This is a genomic window from Nocardioides daphniae (assembly GCF_004777465.1).
GTDB classification, from domain to species: domain Bacteria; phylum Actinomycetota; class Actinomycetes; order Propionibacteriales; family Nocardioidaceae; genus Nocardioides; species Nocardioides daphniae.
Genome location: NZ_CP038462.1, coordinates 2,577,805 through 2,595,817, shown reverse-complemented (window position 1 = coordinate 2,595,817; position 18,013 = coordinate 2,577,805). Strand labels below are relative to the sequence as shown.

Genomic DNA, 18,013 nt, shown 5'->3' with positions numbered 1-18,013 from the left:
CGTCTGACATGATGACCGCGTGACCGACGAAGCAACGGGTGCAGGAGCAGTGAGGGTCGTCATCGCCGACGACCAGGAGCTCTTCCGCCGCGGACTGACGATGCTGTTGAGCCAGGAGCCCGACATCGAGGTGGTCGGCGAGGCGTCCGACGGCGTCGCCGCCACCGACATGGCGATGGCCCTGGCCCCCGACGTCGTGCTGCTCGACGTGCGCATGCCCAAGCGCACCGGCATCGAGGCGTGCCGAGCGATCAAGGAGGCCACCCCGTCGGCCAAGGTCATCATGCTCACCGTCTCCGACGAGGAGGCCGACCTGTACGAGGCGGTCAAGGGCGGTGCCGCCGGCTACCTGCTGAAGGACTCCTCCATCGAGGAGGTCGCGCAGGGCGTCCGCGTCGTCGCCGAGGGCCAGTCCCTCATCTCCCCGTCGATGGCGGTCAAGCTGATCGACGAGTTCAAGCAGATGTCGCGCCCCGAGCACCAGCAGGGGCCACGCCTGCGCCTGACCGAGCGTGAGCTCGAGGTGCTGCGCCTGGTCGCGAAGGGCATGAACAACCGCGAGATCGCCAAGGTGCTCTTCATCTCCGAGAACACCGTCAAGAACCACGTGCGCAACATGCTGGAGAAGCTGCAGCTGCACTCGCGCATGGAGGCCGTGATGTATGCGGTCAAGGAGAAGATCCTCGACCTGCCGTGACGTCTCGGAGCCCGCGACGCGCCCTCCAGAGCCTCTCCCTGCCCCAGGCCAGGCGGGTGGCGCTCGCTGCCCAGGGTTTTGCTGACCCACCCCACGCCACCCCGACGATGCGCACCCTCGACCGGGTCGTTGCCCGGACCGGCGTGCTGCAGGTCGACTCGGTCAACGTCTTCGCGCGCGCCCACCTGATGCCGCTCTACGCGCGGATGGGCCCCTTCGACCCGGCCCTGCTGGAGCGGGCCTCCTCGGGGGCCAGGGACCGTCGCCTGGTCGAGTACTGGGCGCACGTGCAGGCGTACATGCCCGTCGAGCTCTGGCCGGCGATGCACCACCGTCGCGCGGAGTTCCGCGCCCGCCGCGGCAAGTGGGGGATGGGGGCCGACCCGATGCTGGAGCCGCAGGTGCTGGCCGCGGTCGCCGAGCGCGGGCCCGTCACCGCTCGCGACCTCGAGGCCGACCTGGGGGCCACGCGCACCAAGGAGCACTGGGGCTGGAACTGGTCTCAGGCGCGCAAGGTGCTCGACTTCCTCTACCTCACCGGCGAGGTGGCGATCGCCGGGCGCACCCGGTCGTTCGAGGTGCTCTACGACCTCCCCCAGCGGGTCCTTCCGGCGCGGGTGCTCGAGGCGCCGACCCCGACGCGCGAGGAGGCCGAGCTCGAGCTCGTACGCCGCGCCCTGCGCTCCCACGGCGTCGCCACCGCGACCACCGTCGCCGACCACTACCGGATGGGCGTCGGCCCGACCCGGGCGGCGTTGCGCACCCTGGTCGAGAGCGGCGAGGCCGAGGAGGTCACCGTCGAGGGGTGGCGGCGTGACACCTACCTGGCGACCGGGGCACGGCTCCCGCGCCGGATCGCAGCCCGCACGTTGCTGAGCCCCTTCGACCCCGTGGTGTGGCACCGCGAGCGCGCCGAGGCGCTCTTCGACTTTCACTACCGGATCGAGATCTACACGCCTGCGCACCGGCGGGTGCACGGCTACTACGTGCTGCCCTTCCTGCTCGGCGACCGGGTGGTGGCGCGCGTCGACCTCAAGGCCGACCGGCGCCGCGGCGTCCTGAGCGTCCCCGGGGCCTTCGCCGAGGCGTACGCCCCGGGCGAGACCGCCGTGCAGCTCGCCGCCGAGCTGCGCCGCGCGGCCGCCTGGGTGGGCTGCGACAGCGTCGAGGTGGGAGGCGTCGGCGACCTCGCCGCTCCGCTGGCCGCCGCCCTGTCCGACGCCGGGTGAACGCGCCCGCCTGAGGAGCGCCCTGACCACTGTGTGCGTGTGTCTCCGCGTCTCATGTGCGGTGGGTAGCATGGCCGACGGTCCTCTCGACCGTGCCGTGCCTCCTTCGACCTGCACCAGGAGTTCAACCCCGTGCCTGCCATCATCGACAAGCTCCTCCGCCTCGGCGAGGGCAAGGTCCTGCGTCAGCTCGAGAACATCGCCAAGGCCGTCAACGCGATCGAGGACGACTTCGTCGCCATGAGCGACGCCGAGCTGCGCGCGATGACGGACGAGTTCAAGGAGCGCCTGGCCAACGGGGAGACCCTCGACGACATCATGCCGGAGGCGTTCGCCACCGTGCGCGAGGCCGCGAAGCGCGTGATCGGCCAGCGTCACTACGACGTGCAGATCATGGGTGGCGCCGCCCTCCACCTCGGCAACATCGCCGAGATGCGTACCGGTGAGGGAAAGACGCTGGTGGCGACGCTGCCCGCCTACCTCAACGCCCTCTCCGGCAAGGGTGTCCACGTCGTCACGGTCAACGACTACCTGGCCAAGTACCACGCCGAGTGGATGGGTCGTGTCTACGGCTTCCTCGGCCTCACCACCGGCGTGATCCTGCCGTCGATGCGCCCGGCCGAGCGCCGCGAGGCCTACAACTGCGACATCACCTACGCCACCAACAACGAGCTCGGCTTCGACTACCTGCGCGACAACATGGCCGACGCGTTGGAGGACTGCGTCCAGCGCGGCCACAACTTCACCGTCGTCGACGAGGTGGACTCCATCCTCATCGACGAGGCGCGCACGCCGCTGATCATCTCCGGCCCCACGCAGGACGAGGTGCAGTGGTACGGCGAGTTCGCCCGGATCGCGCGCCAGATGACGAAGGACGTCGACTACGAGGTCGACGAGAAGAAGCGCACCATCTCCGTCCTCGAGCCGGGCATCACCAAGGTCGAGGACAACCTCGGCATCGACAACCTCTACGACTCGGTCAACACCCCGTTGATCTCCTTCATGAACAACTCCATCAAGGCCAAGGAGCTGTTCCGCAAGGACAAGGAGTACGTCGTCATGAACGGCGAGGTGCTCATCGTCGACGAGCACACCGGCCGCATCCTGTCGGGTCGCCGCTACAACGACGGCCTCCACCAGGCGATCGAGGCGAAGGAGGGCGTGACCGTCCGCGAGGAGTACCAGACCCTCGCCACGATCACCCTGCAGAACTACTTCCGCCTCTACTCCAAGCTCTCCGGCATGACCGGTACGGCCATGACCGAGGCGAGCGAGTTCGACAAGATCTACAAGCTCGGCGTCGTCCCGATCCCGCCGAACAAGCCGCTGGCCCGCATCGACCAGCCCGACCTCGTCTACCGGACCGAGGAGGCCAAGTACGAGGCCGTGGTCAAGGACATCGCGGAGCGCCACCGCAAGGGCCAGCCGGTCCTGGTCGGCACCGTCTCGGTCGAGAAGTCCGAGCTGCTCGCCGGCCTGCTGAAGAAGGAGGGCGTGCCGCACACCGTCCTCAACGCCAAGGTCCACGCCGACGAGGCCAAGATCGTCGCGATGGCCGGTCACAAGGGCGCGGTCACCGTGGCCACCAACATGGCCGGTCGAGGCACCGACATCATGCTGGGTGGCTCGGTGGAGTTCCTCGCCGACCAGGAGCTGCGCAACGCGGGCCTGGAGCCCACCGGTGAGACCGCGGCCGAGTACGAGGCCAAGTGGGAGGACACCCTCACCCGGATCAAGGCGCAGGTCGCGGCCGAGCACGACGAGGTGGCCGCCCTGGGTGGTCTCTACGTCATCGGCACCGAGCGCCACGAGTCGCGCCGCATCGACAACCAGCTGCGTGGTCGTTCCGGACGTCAGGGCGACCCGGGCGAGAGCCGTTTCTACCTCTCGCTGCAGGACGAGATGATGCGCCTCTTCAAGGGCGAGATGATCGACCGGCTCCTCACGGCGATGAAGGTCCCGGACGACATGCCGATCGACTCCAAGCGGGTCACCAACTCGATCGCCGGCGCCCAGGCCAACCTGGAGTCGCAGAACTTCGAGTCCCGCAAGAACGTCCTCAAGTACGACGACGTGATGAGCCGCCAGCGTGAGGTCATCTACGCCGAGCGCCGTCGCGTCCTCGAGGGCGCCGACCTCGAGGAGCAGGTCCGCGGCTTCATCGACGACGTCGTCAACGGCTACGTCACCGGCGCCACCGCCGAGCAGGCCGAGGACTGGGACCTGCCGGCGCTCGAGACCGCGCTGAAGCAGCTCTACCCGATGAGCTTCACTCTCGAGAGCGTCGTCGAGGAGGTCGGCGGCCGCGTCAACCTCACCCGCGAGACGCTCGCCGAGAAGATCCGCAAGGACGCGCACGCCGCGTACGACGCCCGCGAGGACGAGTTCGGCGACGAGGTCATGCGTGAGCTCGAGCGCAAGGTCGTCCTCTCGGTGCTCGACCGCAAGTGGCGCGAGCACCTCTACGAGATGGACTACCTGCGCGAGGGCATCTACTTGCGCGCCTACTCGCAGCGCGACCCGCTCGTGGAGTACCAGCGCGAGGGCTTCGACATGTTCGCCGCGATGATGGACGGGATCAAGGAGGAGTCGGTCGGCTTCCTCTTCAACCTGGCCGTCGAGGTCGAGGTGGAGCACGACCACGACCACGACCATGACCACGCTGACGAGGCGCCCGGCCCGATCGACATGGAGGAGGCCGCGGCCCACGCCCCGCAGGTCAGGGCGAAGGGGCTCGACGCTCCGAAGAAGCCGCAGAACCTCACCTACACGGCGCCCTCGGAGGACGGCGACGCGGAGGTCGTGACTGCAGCGGTGGCCGAGGACGACCCGTTCGCGGGCATCGGCCGCAACGCCGACTGCCCCTGCGGCTCGGGCAAGAAGTTCAAGAAGTGCCACGGAGCGCCGGGCGGCGCTTCGGGGCAGACCGCCCGGATCGGCTGACCCACCCGCTCCATCCGGAGCGGCTCAGCAGAACTCCAACGCCGTGCAGATCCACCGTCCGCGGTGGACCTCGAAGCGGCCGGCCACCGCACGCGACCTCGCGCCGTGCTTGAGGTGGACGGCCGCTTCGACCGTCTCGGGGGAGAGGAAGCTCAGGCGTACGCCGTGCACCCGCGCCCGCGTCACGCCCGGCGGACGCCCCTGGCCGGGCTCACGTCGTCCGGCGTGCGCGACGAGCACGGCACGGCGTACGAGGTCCTGGTGAACGTCGGCGCGCGTCCAGCGCAGCAGCTGGGCCGCAGGGCGGTCGCCCGCCACGATCTCGGTCGCGGCCTGCGTGTAGCGCTCCACCCACTGCTCGAGCTCCTGGCGCAGGCTGGCCGACACCTCGACCAGGTCGCAGCCGGGGCGCCCGGGGCGTGCCTCGGGGCGCGGCGGGTCGAGGCACGGGGTGAGGTCGAGGGCGAGCGAGCCCTGGACCATGGCGAGGGGCGCGACCGGACGCGCGTCGCGGTGGTGGGGGCGCGGGTTGAGGGTGGTCGTGGTGCTCATCGTGCGTCCTCTCGGTCAGGAAGGTCGAGGGCCAGCTGCTGGCCGGGCGTGATCACGTCGGGTCGGCGCCCACGACGTCGCGGTTGGTCTGGTGCAGGGCGGCCACGGCCCGCGCCACGGCCGCGTCGGAGACCGGTGGGGCCGGGACGCCTGCGGCGCCCTCCAGGTGGCTCCTGGCGATCTCCCACAGCGTGTCGCCGCTGCGTACGACGTGGGTCCGCCGGGCGTCGGAGTCTCGGGAGGCGTCGGCGCCTCGGGAGGCGGTGGGGCGCAGCTGGGGCGGGTCGGTCACCTGTGCCGTCGGACGGGCTGTCGCCCCCTCGTCGGACGTCTGGCCGAGGTCGGCGCCCACGGCAGGACGGTCGGGGTAGGGGAGGCCCTGCAGGAGCTCGACCGCGCCCGGACCGCTGGCACCGGAGGAGGTGTCGGCGGTGAGGACGTCGGTCGGGGCCGCGACGGCGTGGGCCGTGCTGCCCAGCGCCACGCTGGCCGCGCAACCGCAGGCCACGAGCGTCAGGCGACGCCACCAGCCCGCCCGCGCGGTGGTCCGGCCTCGGAGTGCGTCGGCGACGCCTGCGCTGGTGAGGATCCACAGCCAGGGGCAGACCAGCGCGGCGAGTGCGCCGGCGAGGTCGACCAGGACGAGGTCGAACGCGCGGTCGGCCTGGCCGCCGCGCAGGGTGGCCGCGCTCTCCAGCCCAGCAGGGTGCCGGTGGCCAGGGCTGCGGTGGCGACGGCCCAGACCAGGAGGCACCGCCAGGCCGGGGCGTGGGCCGGAAGCGGGGCAGAAGGAGAGGCGAGACTCCGAGTCATCTCGAACCTTTCGTTTACGTGTGTTTGCTTCATTCAAGCGCCGGATGCTGCGGATTGACCATCCCCATTTCAGGGCACGGCGCCTGGGGTTGCCGGTGGCGGCGGAAGGAGCCGCCGCCCGTCCCCAACCTTGGGGATCCTGCGCGAACGGGGCGGGGGTGGCGTGTGGGGTTGCGTCCGTCGCCCGCCGCCCGCTTGGCTGGGCGTACGTCCTCGGGGGACGTGGGTGAGGAGGACGTGATGTCCGATCAGGTGCAGTGGGTGCACGTCGCGATGGCGGCCGCCGTGGTCGTCCTGGTGATGATGGCCTCGGCCGGGGCGAGCTGGCTCGCCCTCGCCGGGTGGTCGGGGGCAGCAGTGCTGCTGGCGATCTGGACGGTGCTCGTCCTGCGGGTGCGCTCCCGCGAGGCGGGACGAGGACGCCACGGCTCGTGAGCGACGAGGCGATGTTCGAGGTCCTGGAGGACCTCGAGGCGCACGCCGAGACGCTCCACCGGCTCGAGCGCGCGGCCGAGGTCGCCGACCGCAGCCGCTCGGAGTACCAGGCCGTCCTGCTCGAGGGCCGGCTCATGGCCTCGATCGGTCACGACGTGGTCCTGGGCGTACGCGGCGTGGGGCCGGTCCACGGCACGCTCCGGCGGGTGGGTGACCAGTGGTGCCAGGTGGCGGCCGGCCCGGCCACGTGGACCGTCCGGTCGGCGGCCCTGCTGTGGGCGCAGGGGCTCTCGACCCGCCCATGCCCCGGGTGGCGTGGAGCCGCCTCGACGCCGTCGGGATCGGTTCGCCGCTGCGGAGGCTGGCCGACGCGCGGGCGCTCTGCACGGTCCACCTCGTCGACGACAGCACCCTGGAGGGGGTGCTGGGGCGGGTCGGTGGTGACTTCGTCGAGCTCGACGAGGGGCCGGCCGCCGGTGTGGTGGTCGCGACCGGGGTGATCGCCGCCCTGCGCGCCGAAGGATGACTCAGCGCGCCGAAGGCTGAATCAGGTGGCGTCCGCGTCGAAGGGCGGCTTCTCGCCCTCCGACAGACGGGCAGCGCCCGCCGGGGCCGCGACGACCTCGTCGTCGTCCTCGGCCAGGACCTCGGAGATGTGCTTGCGCACCAGTGCCCGCGGGTCGAGGTCGCGGAGCTGCAGGTCGGCGTACTCCGGGCCCAGCTCCTCGCGGAGCTCGTCGCGCGCGGCGTTCGCCATCTGGCGGCCCTTCTTGACCATCTGGCCCGCTTGCTTGGCCAGCTCGGGCAAGCGATCAGGGCCGAAGACCATCACAGCGACCAGTGCGATGACGGCCAGCTCCGTCAGCCCCATTCCGAACATGGGTCAGAACTTACTCGTCGGTGTCAATCCCAGCTGCATACCGGCCAGTCCTCGGCCACGTCCGCTCAGGTCGCGGGCGATCTGGTGGATGACGCCGGCGGCGGGGAGGTGGGGTTGGACTCCACCACGGGCTTGCCGTCGTCGCCGCCTTCGCGCAGCGTCACGTCGATCGGCAGCGAGCCGAGGACCTTGACGTCGTACCCGAAGCGCTGCGAGAGCGTCTGGGCCACGCGCTCGCCACCGCCGGAGCCGAAGATCTCGAGCTTGTGCTCCTTGCCCTCCTCCGCGCAGTGCGGGCAGGGCAGGTAGGCCATGTTCTCGACGACGCCGATGACGCGCTGGTGCATCATCGAGGCCATCGTGCCGGCGCGCTCGGCGACCTCGGCGGCTGCCTCCTGGGGCGTGGTCACCACGATGACCTCGGCGCTGGGCAGGTGCTGGCCCAGCGAGATGGCGACGTCGCCGGTGCCCGGCGGGAGGTCGAGGAGCAGGGCGTCGAGGTCGCCCCAGAAGACGTCGGCGAGCATCTGGACGAGCGCGCGGTCGAGCATCGGTCCGCGCCAGGCGACGACCTGGTCGCGACGCGGCTTGAGCATGCCGATCGAGATGACCGAGACGCCCGAGGCGGTGGGCACCGGCATGATCAGGTCGTCGACCTGGGTGGGACGGGTGTCGGCCACGCCGAGCATCGCGGGCACCGAGTGGCCGTAGATGTCGGCGTCGACGATGCCGACCTTGAGGCCCTGCTTCGCCAGGGCGAGCGCCAGGTTGACGGTGACCGACGACTTGCCGACGCCGCCCTTGCCGCTGGCGATCGCGTAGACCTTGGTGAGGTTGCCGGGCTGGCCGAACGGGATCTCGCGCTGGGCCTGGCCACCGCGCAGCGTCTCGCCCAGGGCGGCGCGCTGCTCGGGGGTCATCACGCCCAGCTCGAGCTCGACGCCGGTGACGTCGGGGACCGCGGTGACGGCGGCGGTGACGTCGCGGTTGATGGTGTCCTTGAGCGGGCAGCCCGCGACGGTGAGGAGCACCTTCACCTTGACGAGGCCGTCGTCGTGGGTCGAGACGGAGTCCACCATCCCGAGCTCCGTGATCGGGCGCTTGATCTCGGGGTCGTTGACCGTGGCCAGCGCGGCCTGGACCTGCTCGAGGGAGGGGGTGCTCATGGGACCCGAGTCTACGAGTCGAACCCTCAGGTCACGATTCCGCCCGCGCCTCGCGGGACGGCTCGGGCTCGGGCTCCGGCCGGGTGAGCTCCTCGAGGTCGTCGCGCAGGCCGCGCAGCTCCGACCGGATGAAGTCACGGCTCGCCATCTCGCCGGCCGTCATGCGCAACGAGGCCACCTCGCGGGCCAGGAACTCCATGTCGGCGTGGGCGCGCGCGTTGGCCTGCCGGTCCTGCTCGGCGATCACCTTGTCGCGCTGCTCCTGCCGGTTCTGCGCGAGCAGGATCAGCGGCGCCGCGTACGACGCCTGCAGGCTCAGGATGAGCGTGAGGTACATGAACGGGTAGCGGTCGAAGCGCAGGTCGACGGGGGCGAGGAAGTTCCACGCGATCCAGATCGCCACGAAGGCGGTCATGTACGCCAGGAAGCGTGCCGTGCCCATGAACCGTGCGAAGCGCTCGGCGAAGACGCCGAAGCGGTCGTCGTCGCCGCGGTGGCGCCGCAGCGACCGACGGACCTCGCGGGGCTGGTCGAGGCGGTCGCGGGTCTCGCTCACGAGGCACCTCCAGCGCGACGCGGGGCGTGGTCACGCCATCCGTCGGGGAGCATGTGGTCGAGCAGGTCGTCGACCGTGACGGCACCCAGCAGGCGGCCTTCCTCGTCGACGACCGGGGCCGCGACGAGGTTGTAGGTGGCAAGGTGGGCCGCCACCTGGTCGATGGTGGCGTCGGGCCGCAGCGGGTCCATCGACTCGTCGAGGGCGGCCGCGACCAGGGTCGACGGTGGCTCGCGCAGCAGGCGCTGGATGTGCGCGGCGCCGAGCAGGCGGCCCGTGGGCGTCTCCAGGGGTTGGCGGCAGATGTAGACCAGCGCGGCCAGCGACGGGGTGAGGTCGGGGTTGCGCACGTGCGCCAGCGCGTCGGCGACGGTGGCGTCGGGGGAGAGGATGACCGGCTCGGGGGTCATCATGGCGCCCGCGGTCTGGTCGGCGTACGACATCAGTCGCCGCACGTCCTCGGCCTCGTCGGGCTCCATCGCCGCCAGCAGGGTCGCGGCGGTCTCGGGGCTGAGGTCGGCGATCAGGTCGGCCGCGTCGTCGGGCGACATCTCGGTGAGGACGTCGGCGGCACGCTCGGTGTCGAGCAGCTGGAGGATCTCGACCTGGTCCTCGTCGGGGAGCTCCTCCAGGACGTCGGCCAGACGCTCGTCGTTGAGGCCGGCGACGACGGCGGTACGCCGCTCCGTGGGCAGGTCGTGGATCACCGCGGCGGCGTCCGCCGGGCGCAGGTCGCGCAGCGCGGCCAGCAGGTGGGTCGCCCCCTGGGTGTCCTCGCGACGGGTGAGGCCCTCGACGTCGCGCCACTCGACGATGTGGGTCTGGCCGCGACGCCGCAGCCCCTTGCCCGGCTCCTGGATGGCGACGCGGGAGACCACCCAGTCGCGGTTGCGGGCCTGCTCGAGGCCGATGTCGTAGACGGTGCCGGAGACGCCGGTGGGCCGGATGGTGACGCGGCGGTCGAGCATCTGGCCGATCACCAGGGTCTCGGCCTGGCGCAGCTCGAAGCGGCGCATGTTGAGCAGGCCGGTGGTGTGCACCTGGCCACCCTCGATCGCCGTCACCCGGGTCATGGGCACGAAGATCCGACGCCGGCCGAAGACCTCCGCCACCAGCCCCAGCACGCGGGGCTGGGATACCTCCGACCGCAGCGCCACGACGACGTCACGCACCTTGCCCACCTGGTCGCCACGGGGGTCGAACACAGGCAGGCCGACGAGACGCGCCGCGAAGACACGGCTGGGGGAGCTGCTCACGCGGCACACGCTACCTTCTGGCGGCGCGCCGGCTGCGCACGTACGCGCCCGTGGAGCACCTGTCGTCCACCGCGTCGCCGCAGGTCAGCGACCCTTGGCCGGGGCGGGGGTCGGGGTCGTGCCGGGGGCGGTCGTCGGCAGCTGGAGCACGTTGAAGTTCTGGGCCCGGTTGAGCGTCGAGCCGCTGAGCGCGGGCAGCCGCAGGGCGGCCAGCGACAGGTTGGCCACCACGCCGGTGGTGATCGGGCGGCGCGTGTAGCCCACCCGGTCGCCCGCGGGCCAGAGCCACTCGGGGTTCATCGTGTAGAGCGACTGGCCGGCGGGGATGCCGGGGCCGGTCACGAAGAGCGGCACCTTGTAGGTGTGCGGGGCCAGGCGGTCGGTGCCCGAGCGCTTGTCGCCGCCGCCGGTGGCGGTCACCACGAGCATGGTGCGGCCGCGGTAGGCGGGGTGGGTGTTGACCGTGCGTCGCACCAGCGCGAGGTTGCGGTCGAGCTGCTTGAGCGCCCTGCGGTACCGGGCGGAGCCGAAGCCGTACTTCTCCCCGGCGGCGCGCGGCCCGCTGAGGTGGATGTGGGTGTACGCCGCGGGCTTGCTGGCGTCGCGGAAGGCCTTGGCCGCCTTGTGGTCAGACCCGGCGATCGTCCAGCCGTCGATCTTGCGACGACCGTTGTTCTTGCCGTAGGGGTCGAGCGCACCGTTCTTGGCGTCGTACGAAGTGCGGATCGGCGCCACCACGCTCGAGCTCGCGAAGACGGCCGTACGGCGGCCGCTGTCGTGGACCCGGTCGAAGACCGTGGGCACGTAGGTGCCGGCCGCGCGGTGCACGGTGCCGCTCAGCTTGTTCCTCGTGACGCCGTGGCCGGCGCTGGACTTCGCCACCGGGCGCCCCGACAGCATCGAGACCAGGTTGGGCAGGGGAGCGGCCGACTCGACCGCGGTGCGGGCGTTGAAGGTGTGGCTGCCGGAGTCGCGCATCGCGGCCAGCTGGGGCATCTCGCCCTTCGTGGCGAGCTGGCTGCCGGTGGAGGCGCGCAGGCCCTCGGCCGTCACGACGACGACGCGCTGGATGCTGCTCTGCTGCACCGCCATCGACGGTGCGTTGGCGGTGGCGACGATGACCGGGTGGTCGGTGGTCTTCCTGACCAGCGGCGTACGGACCGCCGCGTAGTCGGTGAAGGTGACCGGCGCACTGCCCATGATCCAGTCGATCTGGGTGGGCTTCGGCGGGGTGCAGATCGACCCCGAGGCGTAGCCACCGTTGGCCGCGACGAGGTCGGTCTGGGCCGCGGTGGGGCAGAAGAACTTCTCGCGGTCGTTCATGTCGCCGGTCATGAAGACCGGGATCGAGGGGTCCTCGGCGCGGAGCTTGTTGGCCAGCTCGATGGCGCGCTGGAAGCCGATGTCGCGCCACTTCTGGTGGTTGCCGCCGATGTTGGCCGGCGTGTGCACGTTGTAGAGCCACATCCGCTGCCCGCTGGCGATGTGCTCGAGCAGGACGTAGGGCATGCGCTGCTCGACGCCGTTGAAGTACGGAACCATGATGGTCTTCGCCTTGACCATCCGGAAGACGCTGGTGCGCCACGAGATGGTGTTGTGCCCCACGGCGTGGGAGAACTTGTGCAGCGGCCACGACGCGAAGTCGGGGTTGTTGACCGGCCACTGCTGCACCTGGCTGGCGTGCATCTCCTGGAAGCCCACGACGTCGACGTTCTGCTGGTCGAGGATCTGCCGGGTCCACTTCAGCCGCTGCGCCGAGTTGGCCCAGCCCTTGCGCTTCGGCTTCTTGCCGTCGGTGTGGCCCGCGCCCAGCAGGTTGAACGACGAGATCCGGAACGAGGTCGTCCCGGGCGGCTGCACCGTCGGGGCGCCGCTGCTCAGCTCGGCGGTGGGCTGGTCGGCGTTGCCGCGCGGCACGAGGGCGACCGTGCCGACGAGCAGCAGGGCGACGGCGAGCAGGAGCCACGTACGCGGGCGGGAGAGGTGTCGAACCATGGGGTGGGGCCTTCCAGGGACTGCGGGGCGAGACCCAGTGTGACCCATGGTGCGCGTGAGAGGGGTGTTCTTGCGCCAGACGACCGGTCGCGAGCGTCTGACGGCTCAGCCCTGACGACGCATGCGGCGGCGGACCTTCTCGGTCAGGCCGGCGCCTGCGGCGCTGGGTGCGGTCTCGCCCTTGGCCGGGTCCTTCGGCGGCACGAAGCGCTTCTTGTCCTGCGTACGCAGCCCCTCCACCGCCGCGGCCAGCGCGCTGCGGCGCGACTCGTCGAGGACCTGCGGACGGTGGCCGTGGCTCAGCGGCGGGCGGCTCTCCAGCAGCCCGAGCGCGGCCAGGTCGTCGACCGGGTCGGCCATGTGGAGGGTCGTAGAACCGCGCCAGGTAGCGCGCCCTGGTCTCCTCGTCGAGCTCCATGCCGACCAGGGTGCGCAGGGCGGTGGCCAGGGCCATCCGGTGCGTGCCGAAGTTGACGCTGGGGCCGGAGCCGACCATCGCCACCCACTTGCGCACGAAGTCCTCGCGGAGAACGCCTCGTAGTGGAGCATCTCGACCCCGGGACGCTGCACCAGGGGGAGGCGCCGCCCGCCCGGGTCGGTGGCCTTGTGGATGCCGAGCCAGACGTCGGCGCCGGGGCGGATGCCGACCTTGCCGGCGATGTGGCTGCGGAAGTAGCGCGAGTTGGTCGGCTCCGCCAGCAGGCCCAGCGCGGTGACCAAGTGGAGCTCGCCGTCGTCGAGCAGGCGCTTGAAGAGCACCGGCGGGCCGTCGGGCTCGGCGATGCTGACCACTTCGAGCGGCGGCACGCTGACCGCGGGCTCGCGCGCCGGCACACCGGCCAGCTCGTCGCGGTCGAGCTGGAGCACCTCGTCGGCGTCGACGTGGAAGAGCCACTCCGCCCAGCCGAGGTCGGCCAGGACGTGGCGCACGAGGTTGGCGTTGGCGTTCTGCCGGCGGTTGAGCAGCGCGGGGCGCTGGCCGCGCCACCAGGTGTCGTCGGTGACGACCGCGGTGACCTCCGGGCGGGTGTCCAGCCACGCCTTCACCTTGGGGGCCCGGGCCAGGAAGACCACCATGTGGTCGACGCCGCCGTCGAGGTTGCCCTCGACGAACCGCTGCACGTTCGACAGGTGGTCCTTGACGGTGCTGACGGTCACGATCACCCGCGGCATCCTAGCCGGGCGGCGGGTGGGTGAGGGTGGCGTCGGCGCACCGATAGGCTGAACGGGTGGAGAAGACTGCAGGTCGACGCGTCCAGCGCCTCGACGTCGACGACCGGGGGGTGGCCTTCAGCGCCTCCGAGGACGCTCCCGTGGACGTCCTCTTCGGCGGCAAGCGGGTCTTCTCCTTCTGGCTGCTCCGCGACACCGAGGGCCGCGGCGCCCAGCGTCTGATGCCCTGGCCGCCGGTGCTCAGGAAGTTCCTCGACGGCACCGTCGACGTGGCGCTGGCCGACCCGGCCACCGGCGAGGAGCTGGCCTCCACCACCGCCGTGCTGGGCTCGGGTGAGGGCGAGGTACGCGTCGTCGACGCCGACGGCAACCCGATGGGTCTGGACAAGTCGATGCGTCTGAGCCGGCTCTTCGGCGACCAGGACTCCGACCAGACCGCCCCGCTGCTCGACTCGATGGAGACCGTCATCGAGGTTCTCGAGGCGGCCGGCGTCAAGCCGTTCGTCGCCTACGGCACGCTGCTCGGCGCGGTGCGCCAGGGCGACTTCATCGGCCACGACTCCGACGCCGACCTCGGCTACGTCAGTGCTGCGACCACGCCGGTGGACGCGATCGTCGAGTCGATGCAGCTGCAGCGCCGCATCGAACGGATGGGCTACCCGGTCGACCGCTACAGCGGCATGGGCTTCAAGGTGTCGGTGGCCGAGGCCGACGGCACCCGGCGCGGGCTCGACGTCTTCGGCGGCTTCATGCTCGACGACACCCTCTACCTGATGGGGGAGGTGGGCGCCCCCTTCCGCCGCGAGTGGCTCTACCCGCGCAGCGAGGTGACGCTGGCCGGGCGGACCTTCCCGTCCCCCGCCGAGCCCGACCACCTGCTGGTCGCCATGTACGGCCCGTCCTGGAGGGTCCCCGACCCGGCCTTCAAGTTCACCACCCCCGACTCGACCCACCGCCGCCTCAACGGCTGGTTCCGCGGGATGCGCTCCGGCCTCGACGAGCGGTGGACCGCGCACCGTGAGGGACGGCGTACGGGCACCGGCGCCAAGCCGAGCGCCCTCGCGCGCCACGTCGCCGCGCAGCACCCCGACGCCGGTCTCGTCGTCGACCTCGGCTGCGGAGCCGGCGGCGACACCCGCTGGTTCTCCGCGCAGGGCTTCCGCGCCGTGGGGCTGGACCACTTCCCGCCGTCCCTGCGGATGGCGATGCGCCAGACCGAGGCCAAGGGGCTCGACACCGAGTTCATGTGGTGCAACTTCGGCGACCTGCGCTCGACGCTGGCGACCGGCGCCGACCTCGTACGCCGTCCCGGCCCCCGCGTGCTGATGGCGCACCACCTCCTCGACGGCGCCACCCCGCTGGCCCGCGAGGGCGTGCTGAGGATCGCGAAGATGCTCGCCCGCGACACCGGGACGCTGTACCTGCAGTACTGCACGGCGCAGACCGACTTCGCCGAGGAGAGAGGGCTGCGTGCCCTCGCCACCGAGGACGTACGTGCCCTCGTGGAGGCCGTCGGTGGGAAGGTCGTCGACCTCACCCGCCTGACGGAGGAACAGGCCGGCTTCGCCGGTGGTGCCGCTGCGGCGGTCGTGAGCATCGACAGGATGGCAGTGTCATGGACAAGGTGAAGCAGTTGCTGAAGTCGAGCCTCCGGGCGCGCGTCGAGGTGCTCGAGCAGGAGGTCCAGGAGAGCCGCCAGCTCAACATGCGCCTGGCCGAGCTGCTCGACGTGGTGACCGAGCTGCTGGTCCCGTTGGCCGAGCGCGAACGAGGAGGCGGCGCGCCGGCTGCTCGCCGACTACCGCAACGAGGTCGACTCGACGATGGCCGGCGACCGCGTCGAGCGCGACGACGACGCCTCCTGAGCCGTCCCCCGAGCCGTCTCCGGGCGGCGGACCGCTCCGGTGGTGGCGCGGTGCCCGGTCAGCTGGCCGGGCAGTAGATCTGCATGCCGGCGCGCGCCTTCGCGCGGCGGCACTTGCTCGGGTCGTGGATGCTCGGCACCGTCGCGGTCCCGGCGATGATCGGGTGGTCGCTGAGGCGACGGTCCCGGCTCGACCAGTCCTGCACGTAGTCGCTCCACTGCAGCGAGCCGCTGCCGAAGATCCAGTCCACGCTCATCCCCCGCGGCGTCCGGCAGACGCCGTTGACGGTGGCCGCGCCGTCGGGGGAGTGCATGCCGCTGCGGGCGCTGAAGGGGCACGCGAACTCGGCCCGGTCGTTGAAGTCGCCGGTCATGACGACCGGCGTGCCGTCAGCGCCCAGGCGGTTGGCGAGGTCGGCCTCGATCCGGGTCGCCGCCGCGCGCCAGCCGGCGTGGTTGCCGCCGATGTTGGCCGGGTTGTGGAAGTTGCCGAACCAGACCGTGCGTCCGGAGCCGAGGTGGCGCAGCAGGACGTAGGGCATCTGCACCGGACGCCCGCCGAAGTAGGGGATGCCGATCGTGTGGGTCTCCACGACGCTCCACGTGTCGGTGCGCCAGGCGATGGAGTTCTGGGAGAGCGCCTCACCCAGCTGCAGGCCCGGGTAGACCCCGTACGCGCTGCCTCGCAGCCCGGCGAACTGGCGGGCCTGGGGGTGCTGGAACTCCTGCAGCCCGACCACGCTGGCGCGGTGGGCCTCGATCAGGCCGACCTGGCCGGGGGTGCGGGCGGCGTAGCCGGCGTAACCCTTGCGGGCGCCCTTGCCGGAGGTGTGGCTGGCCCCGAGGACGTTGTAGGAGGCGACGCGGAAGACGAAGGGCTGCAGGGCCGACTTGTCCACGCGGACCATGCCGCGCTCACGGAACTGGTGGTCGAGCACCTTGAGCCCGGGCGGGCCCACCGGGACCTTCGGCTTCGGCAGCGAGTCAGCCTCGGGGTCGCGGTCCGCCTCGGGCGTGGGCTCGGGGGTGGACACCTCGACGCTGGTGCTCTGGCTGGTGACCACGCCGGCCGAGACGGTGACGCGCTGTGCGCGCTCGGTGGTGAGCAGGGGGATGGCCACCGTGGCGACCACGGTCGCCAGCCCGGCGACCACGCCGAGGACGATCAGGCGCACGCTCCACGCATGGCCGCGCGACACCGAGGTCTCGGGGGCACGATGGCGCCCCGACCCCGGATCCTCAGCCCTGCGGCGTCCCGTCACCCCGCGAGGATACCGGGGTCCGGGGGCAGGGGCGCACTCCTCGGCCAATGCTTGGGTAACCTCGTGCCCGTCCCGGCCGCTGCAACCGAGGGAGGGTCGATGGCTGAGCGGGTGTACTGGCACGTCGGTCTGCCCAAGACCGGCACCACCTACCTGCAGGAGATCCTGTGGGCCAACGTCGACGCGCTGGCTGCCCAGGGCATCACGCTGCCGGGCAGCGGACACCGCGAGCACCTGTGGGCCGCGCTCGACATGCAGGACGACCCCAGCCTCGTACGACGTGACCCGCGCGCGACCGGTGCGTGGGAGCGGCTCGCCGCCGAGGTCGAGGCGACCCCGGGCGCCGCGCTGCTGACGCACGAGTTCTTCTGCGCCGCCACCACCGAGCAGGCGCGGCGGGCGGCCGAGCGGCTCGCCCCGGCCGAGGTCCACCTCGTCGTGACCGCCCGCGACGCCGCCAGCATGCTGGCGGCCGGCTGGCAGGAGGACGTCAAGAACGGCGCTGCCCGGGGCCTGCGCCGCACGGCCGAGCGGGAGCAGCGCGCGCACTTCGGGTGGTGGGTGTGGGACCTGGAGCAGGTCCTGCGCCGGTGGCTGCCGGTGGTCGACGCCGCGCGCATCCACGTCCTCCCGGTGCCGGACCGCTCCGAGGGGCCGGACCAGCACTGGCACCAGCTCGCCCGGACCATCGGCTTCACCGGCGAGTGCGAGATGCCTCGACGCCCGCTCAACCAGTCCATCGGGGTCGTCCAGGTCGAGGCGCTGCGCAAGGTCAACGCCCACCGCACGGGTTTCGACACTCCCTTCGAGCGGGGTGAGTGGCTGCGGGGCTACCTCGGCGAGAACCACCTGGCCCGCCAGTCGGGCGGCGGACGGCTCCGCCTCGACGACGACCTCTTCGAGGTGTGCCGTGAGCGCAGCGCCCGGGCGGTGGAGCTGGTCCGTGAGCTCGACATCGACGTCGTGGGCGACGTCTCTCGCCTGGCCGGGCCCGTCGAGCCGACGGGTGACCGCACCGTTCGGTCGGTCACGCGCCTGGAGGTGGCGGACTCACTCGCCGAGCTGGTCGGCACCATGCTCCACGACGTGCGCGACCTCAAGGACGCACAGGCGGACGCGCCCTCGCTGCTGTCGCGCGCGCGGGCCAGGCTGGGCCGGTTGCGCTACTCCTGAGACGGGTGGGACCTGCGTG

The 18,013-nt window shown here is 71.7% G+C and carries 16 protein-coding genes and 1 pseudogene; 8 read left to right on the top strand and 9 right to left on the bottom strand.

What is annotated here, in order from left to right; all coding sequences use genetic code 11:
- Positions 1–19 precede the first annotated feature (19 nt).
- From E2C04_RS12765 to secA, 3 genes are all read left to right on the top strand, one after another.
- The gene (locus E2C04_RS12765) at positions 20–697 is read left to right on the top strand and encodes a response regulator (protein ID WP_202977790.1); all 678 of its coding nucleotides are present in this window, start codon (positions 20–22) and stop codon (positions 695–697) included.
- On the top strand, positions 694–1,926 hold the full coding sequence (locus E2C04_RS12760) for a winged helix-turn-helix domain-containing protein (protein ID WP_229721665.1): 1,233 nt from the start codon (positions 694–696) through the stop codon (positions 1,924–1,926). Before E2C04_RS12765 ends, E2C04_RS12760 begins: the two co-directional genes overlap by 4 nt.
- A gap of 132 nt (positions 1,927–2,058) precedes the next feature.
- Entirely contained in the window at positions 2,059–4,869 is a 2,811-nt protein-coding gene (gene secA / locus E2C04_RS12755; RefSeq protein WP_135832876.1) for a preprotein translocase subunit SecA, read from the top strand.
- Between the two features lie 24 nt (positions 4,870–4,893).
- On the opposite strand, the gene E2C04_RS12750 is transcribed toward secA, so the two are convergent.
- Both E2C04_RS12750 and E2C04_RS12745 read right to left on the bottom strand, forming a co-directional pair.
- Positions 4,894–5,421, bottom strand: a complete 528-nt coding sequence (locus E2C04_RS12750) for an Rv3235 family protein (protein ID WP_135832875.1) — start codon at positions 5,419–5,421, stop codon at positions 4,894–4,896.
- A 52-nt stretch (positions 5,422–5,473) separates the two neighbouring features.
- Entirely contained in the window at positions 5,474–6,175 is a 702-nt protein-coding gene (locus E2C04_RS12745) for a LysM peptidoglycan-binding domain-containing protein (RefSeq protein ID WP_135832874.1), read from the bottom strand.
- Between the two features lie 299 nt (positions 6,176–6,474).
- Here E2C04_RS12745 and E2C04_RS12740 point away from each other — a divergent pair, with 299 nt between their 5' ends.
- Both E2C04_RS12740 and E2C04_RS12735 read left to right on the top strand, forming a co-directional pair.
- Positions 6,475–6,669, top strand: coding sequence for a hypothetical protein (locus E2C04_RS12740; protein ID WP_135832873.1), 195 nt, complete (start codon positions 6,475–6,477; stop codon positions 6,667–6,669).
- Positions 6,670–6,970: 301 nt separating this feature from the next.
- The gene (locus tag E2C04_RS12735; protein ID WP_135832872.1) at positions 6,971–7,195 is read left to right on the top strand and encodes a hypothetical protein; all 225 of its coding nucleotides are present in this window, start codon (positions 6,971–6,973) and stop codon (positions 7,193–7,195) included.
- 21 nt (positions 7,196–7,216) lie between these two features.
- On the opposite strand, the gene E2C04_RS12730 is transcribed toward E2C04_RS12735, so the two are convergent.
- From E2C04_RS12730 to E2C04_RS12705, 6 genes and pseudogenes are all read right to left on the bottom strand, one after another.
- Positions 7,217–7,549 carry a sec-independent translocase gene (locus E2C04_RS12730; RefSeq protein WP_135832871.1) on the bottom strand — a complete coding sequence of 111 codons (333 nt, stop codon included), beginning with the start codon at positions 7,547–7,549 and terminating at the stop codon, positions 7,217–7,219.
- Positions 7,550–7,552: 3 nt separating this feature from the next.
- A pseudogene (locus E2C04_RS12725) lies at positions 7,553–8,715 on the bottom strand (Mrp/NBP35 family ATP-binding protein).
- Between the two features lie 31 nt (positions 8,716–8,746).
- Complete coding sequence (locus E2C04_RS12720) at positions 8,747–9,271, bottom strand: DUF1003 domain-containing protein (protein ID WP_135832870.1); 525 nt, start codon at positions 9,269–9,271, stop codon at positions 8,747–8,749.
- The gene (locus tag E2C04_RS12715) at positions 9,268–10,527 is read right to left on the bottom strand and encodes a magnesium transporter MgtE N-terminal domain-containing protein (RefSeq protein ID WP_135832869.1); all 1,260 of its coding nucleotides are present in this window, start codon (positions 10,525–10,527) and stop codon (positions 9,268–9,270) included. The genes E2C04_RS12720 and E2C04_RS12715 overlap by 4 nt, the downstream gene beginning before the upstream one ends.
- Positions 10,528–10,611: 84 nt before the next feature.
- Positions 10,612–12,522: an endonuclease/exonuclease/phosphatase family protein gene (locus E2C04_RS12710; RefSeq protein ID WP_158630702.1), complete on the bottom strand. Its 1,911-nt coding sequence runs from the start codon at positions 12,520–12,522 to the stop codon at positions 10,612–10,614.
- 105 nt (positions 12,523–12,627) lie between these two features.
- Positions 12,628–13,686: a glycosyltransferase family 2 protein gene (locus tag E2C04_RS12705; RefSeq protein ID WP_158630701.1), complete on the bottom strand. Its 1,059-nt coding sequence runs from the start codon at positions 13,684–13,686 to the stop codon at positions 12,628–12,630.
- 65 nt (positions 13,687–13,751) lie between these two features.
- Here E2C04_RS12705 and E2C04_RS12700 point away from each other — a divergent pair, with 65 nt between their 5' ends.
- Both E2C04_RS12700 and E2C04_RS12695 read left to right on the top strand, forming a co-directional pair.
- Positions 13,752–15,323, top strand: a complete 1,572-nt coding sequence (locus E2C04_RS12700) for a class I SAM-dependent methyltransferase (protein WP_135832866.1) — start codon at positions 13,752–13,754, stop codon at positions 15,321–15,323.
- Positions 15,311–15,637, top strand: a complete 327-nt coding sequence (locus E2C04_RS12695) for a DUF6752 domain-containing protein (protein ID WP_135832865.1) — start codon at positions 15,311–15,313, stop codon at positions 15,635–15,637. Before E2C04_RS12700 ends, E2C04_RS12695 begins: the two co-directional genes overlap by 13 nt.
- Here the strand turns inward: E2C04_RS12695 and E2C04_RS12690 are convergent.
- A complete protein-coding gene (locus tag E2C04_RS12690; RefSeq protein WP_158630700.1) occupies positions 15,619–16,821 on the bottom strand; it encodes an endonuclease/exonuclease/phosphatase family protein in 1,203 nt (400 codons plus the stop codon). The two genes, E2C04_RS12695 and E2C04_RS12690, sit on opposite strands and share 19 nt — an antisense overlap.
- Positions 16,822–16,920: 99 nt before the next feature.
- Here E2C04_RS12690 and E2C04_RS12685 point away from each other — a divergent pair, with 99 nt between their 5' ends.
- Positions 16,921–17,994, top strand: a complete 1,074-nt coding sequence (locus E2C04_RS12685) for a hypothetical protein (protein ID WP_135832863.1) — start codon at positions 16,921–16,923, stop codon at positions 17,992–17,994.
- Positions 17,995–18,013: the final 19 nt, after the last annotated feature.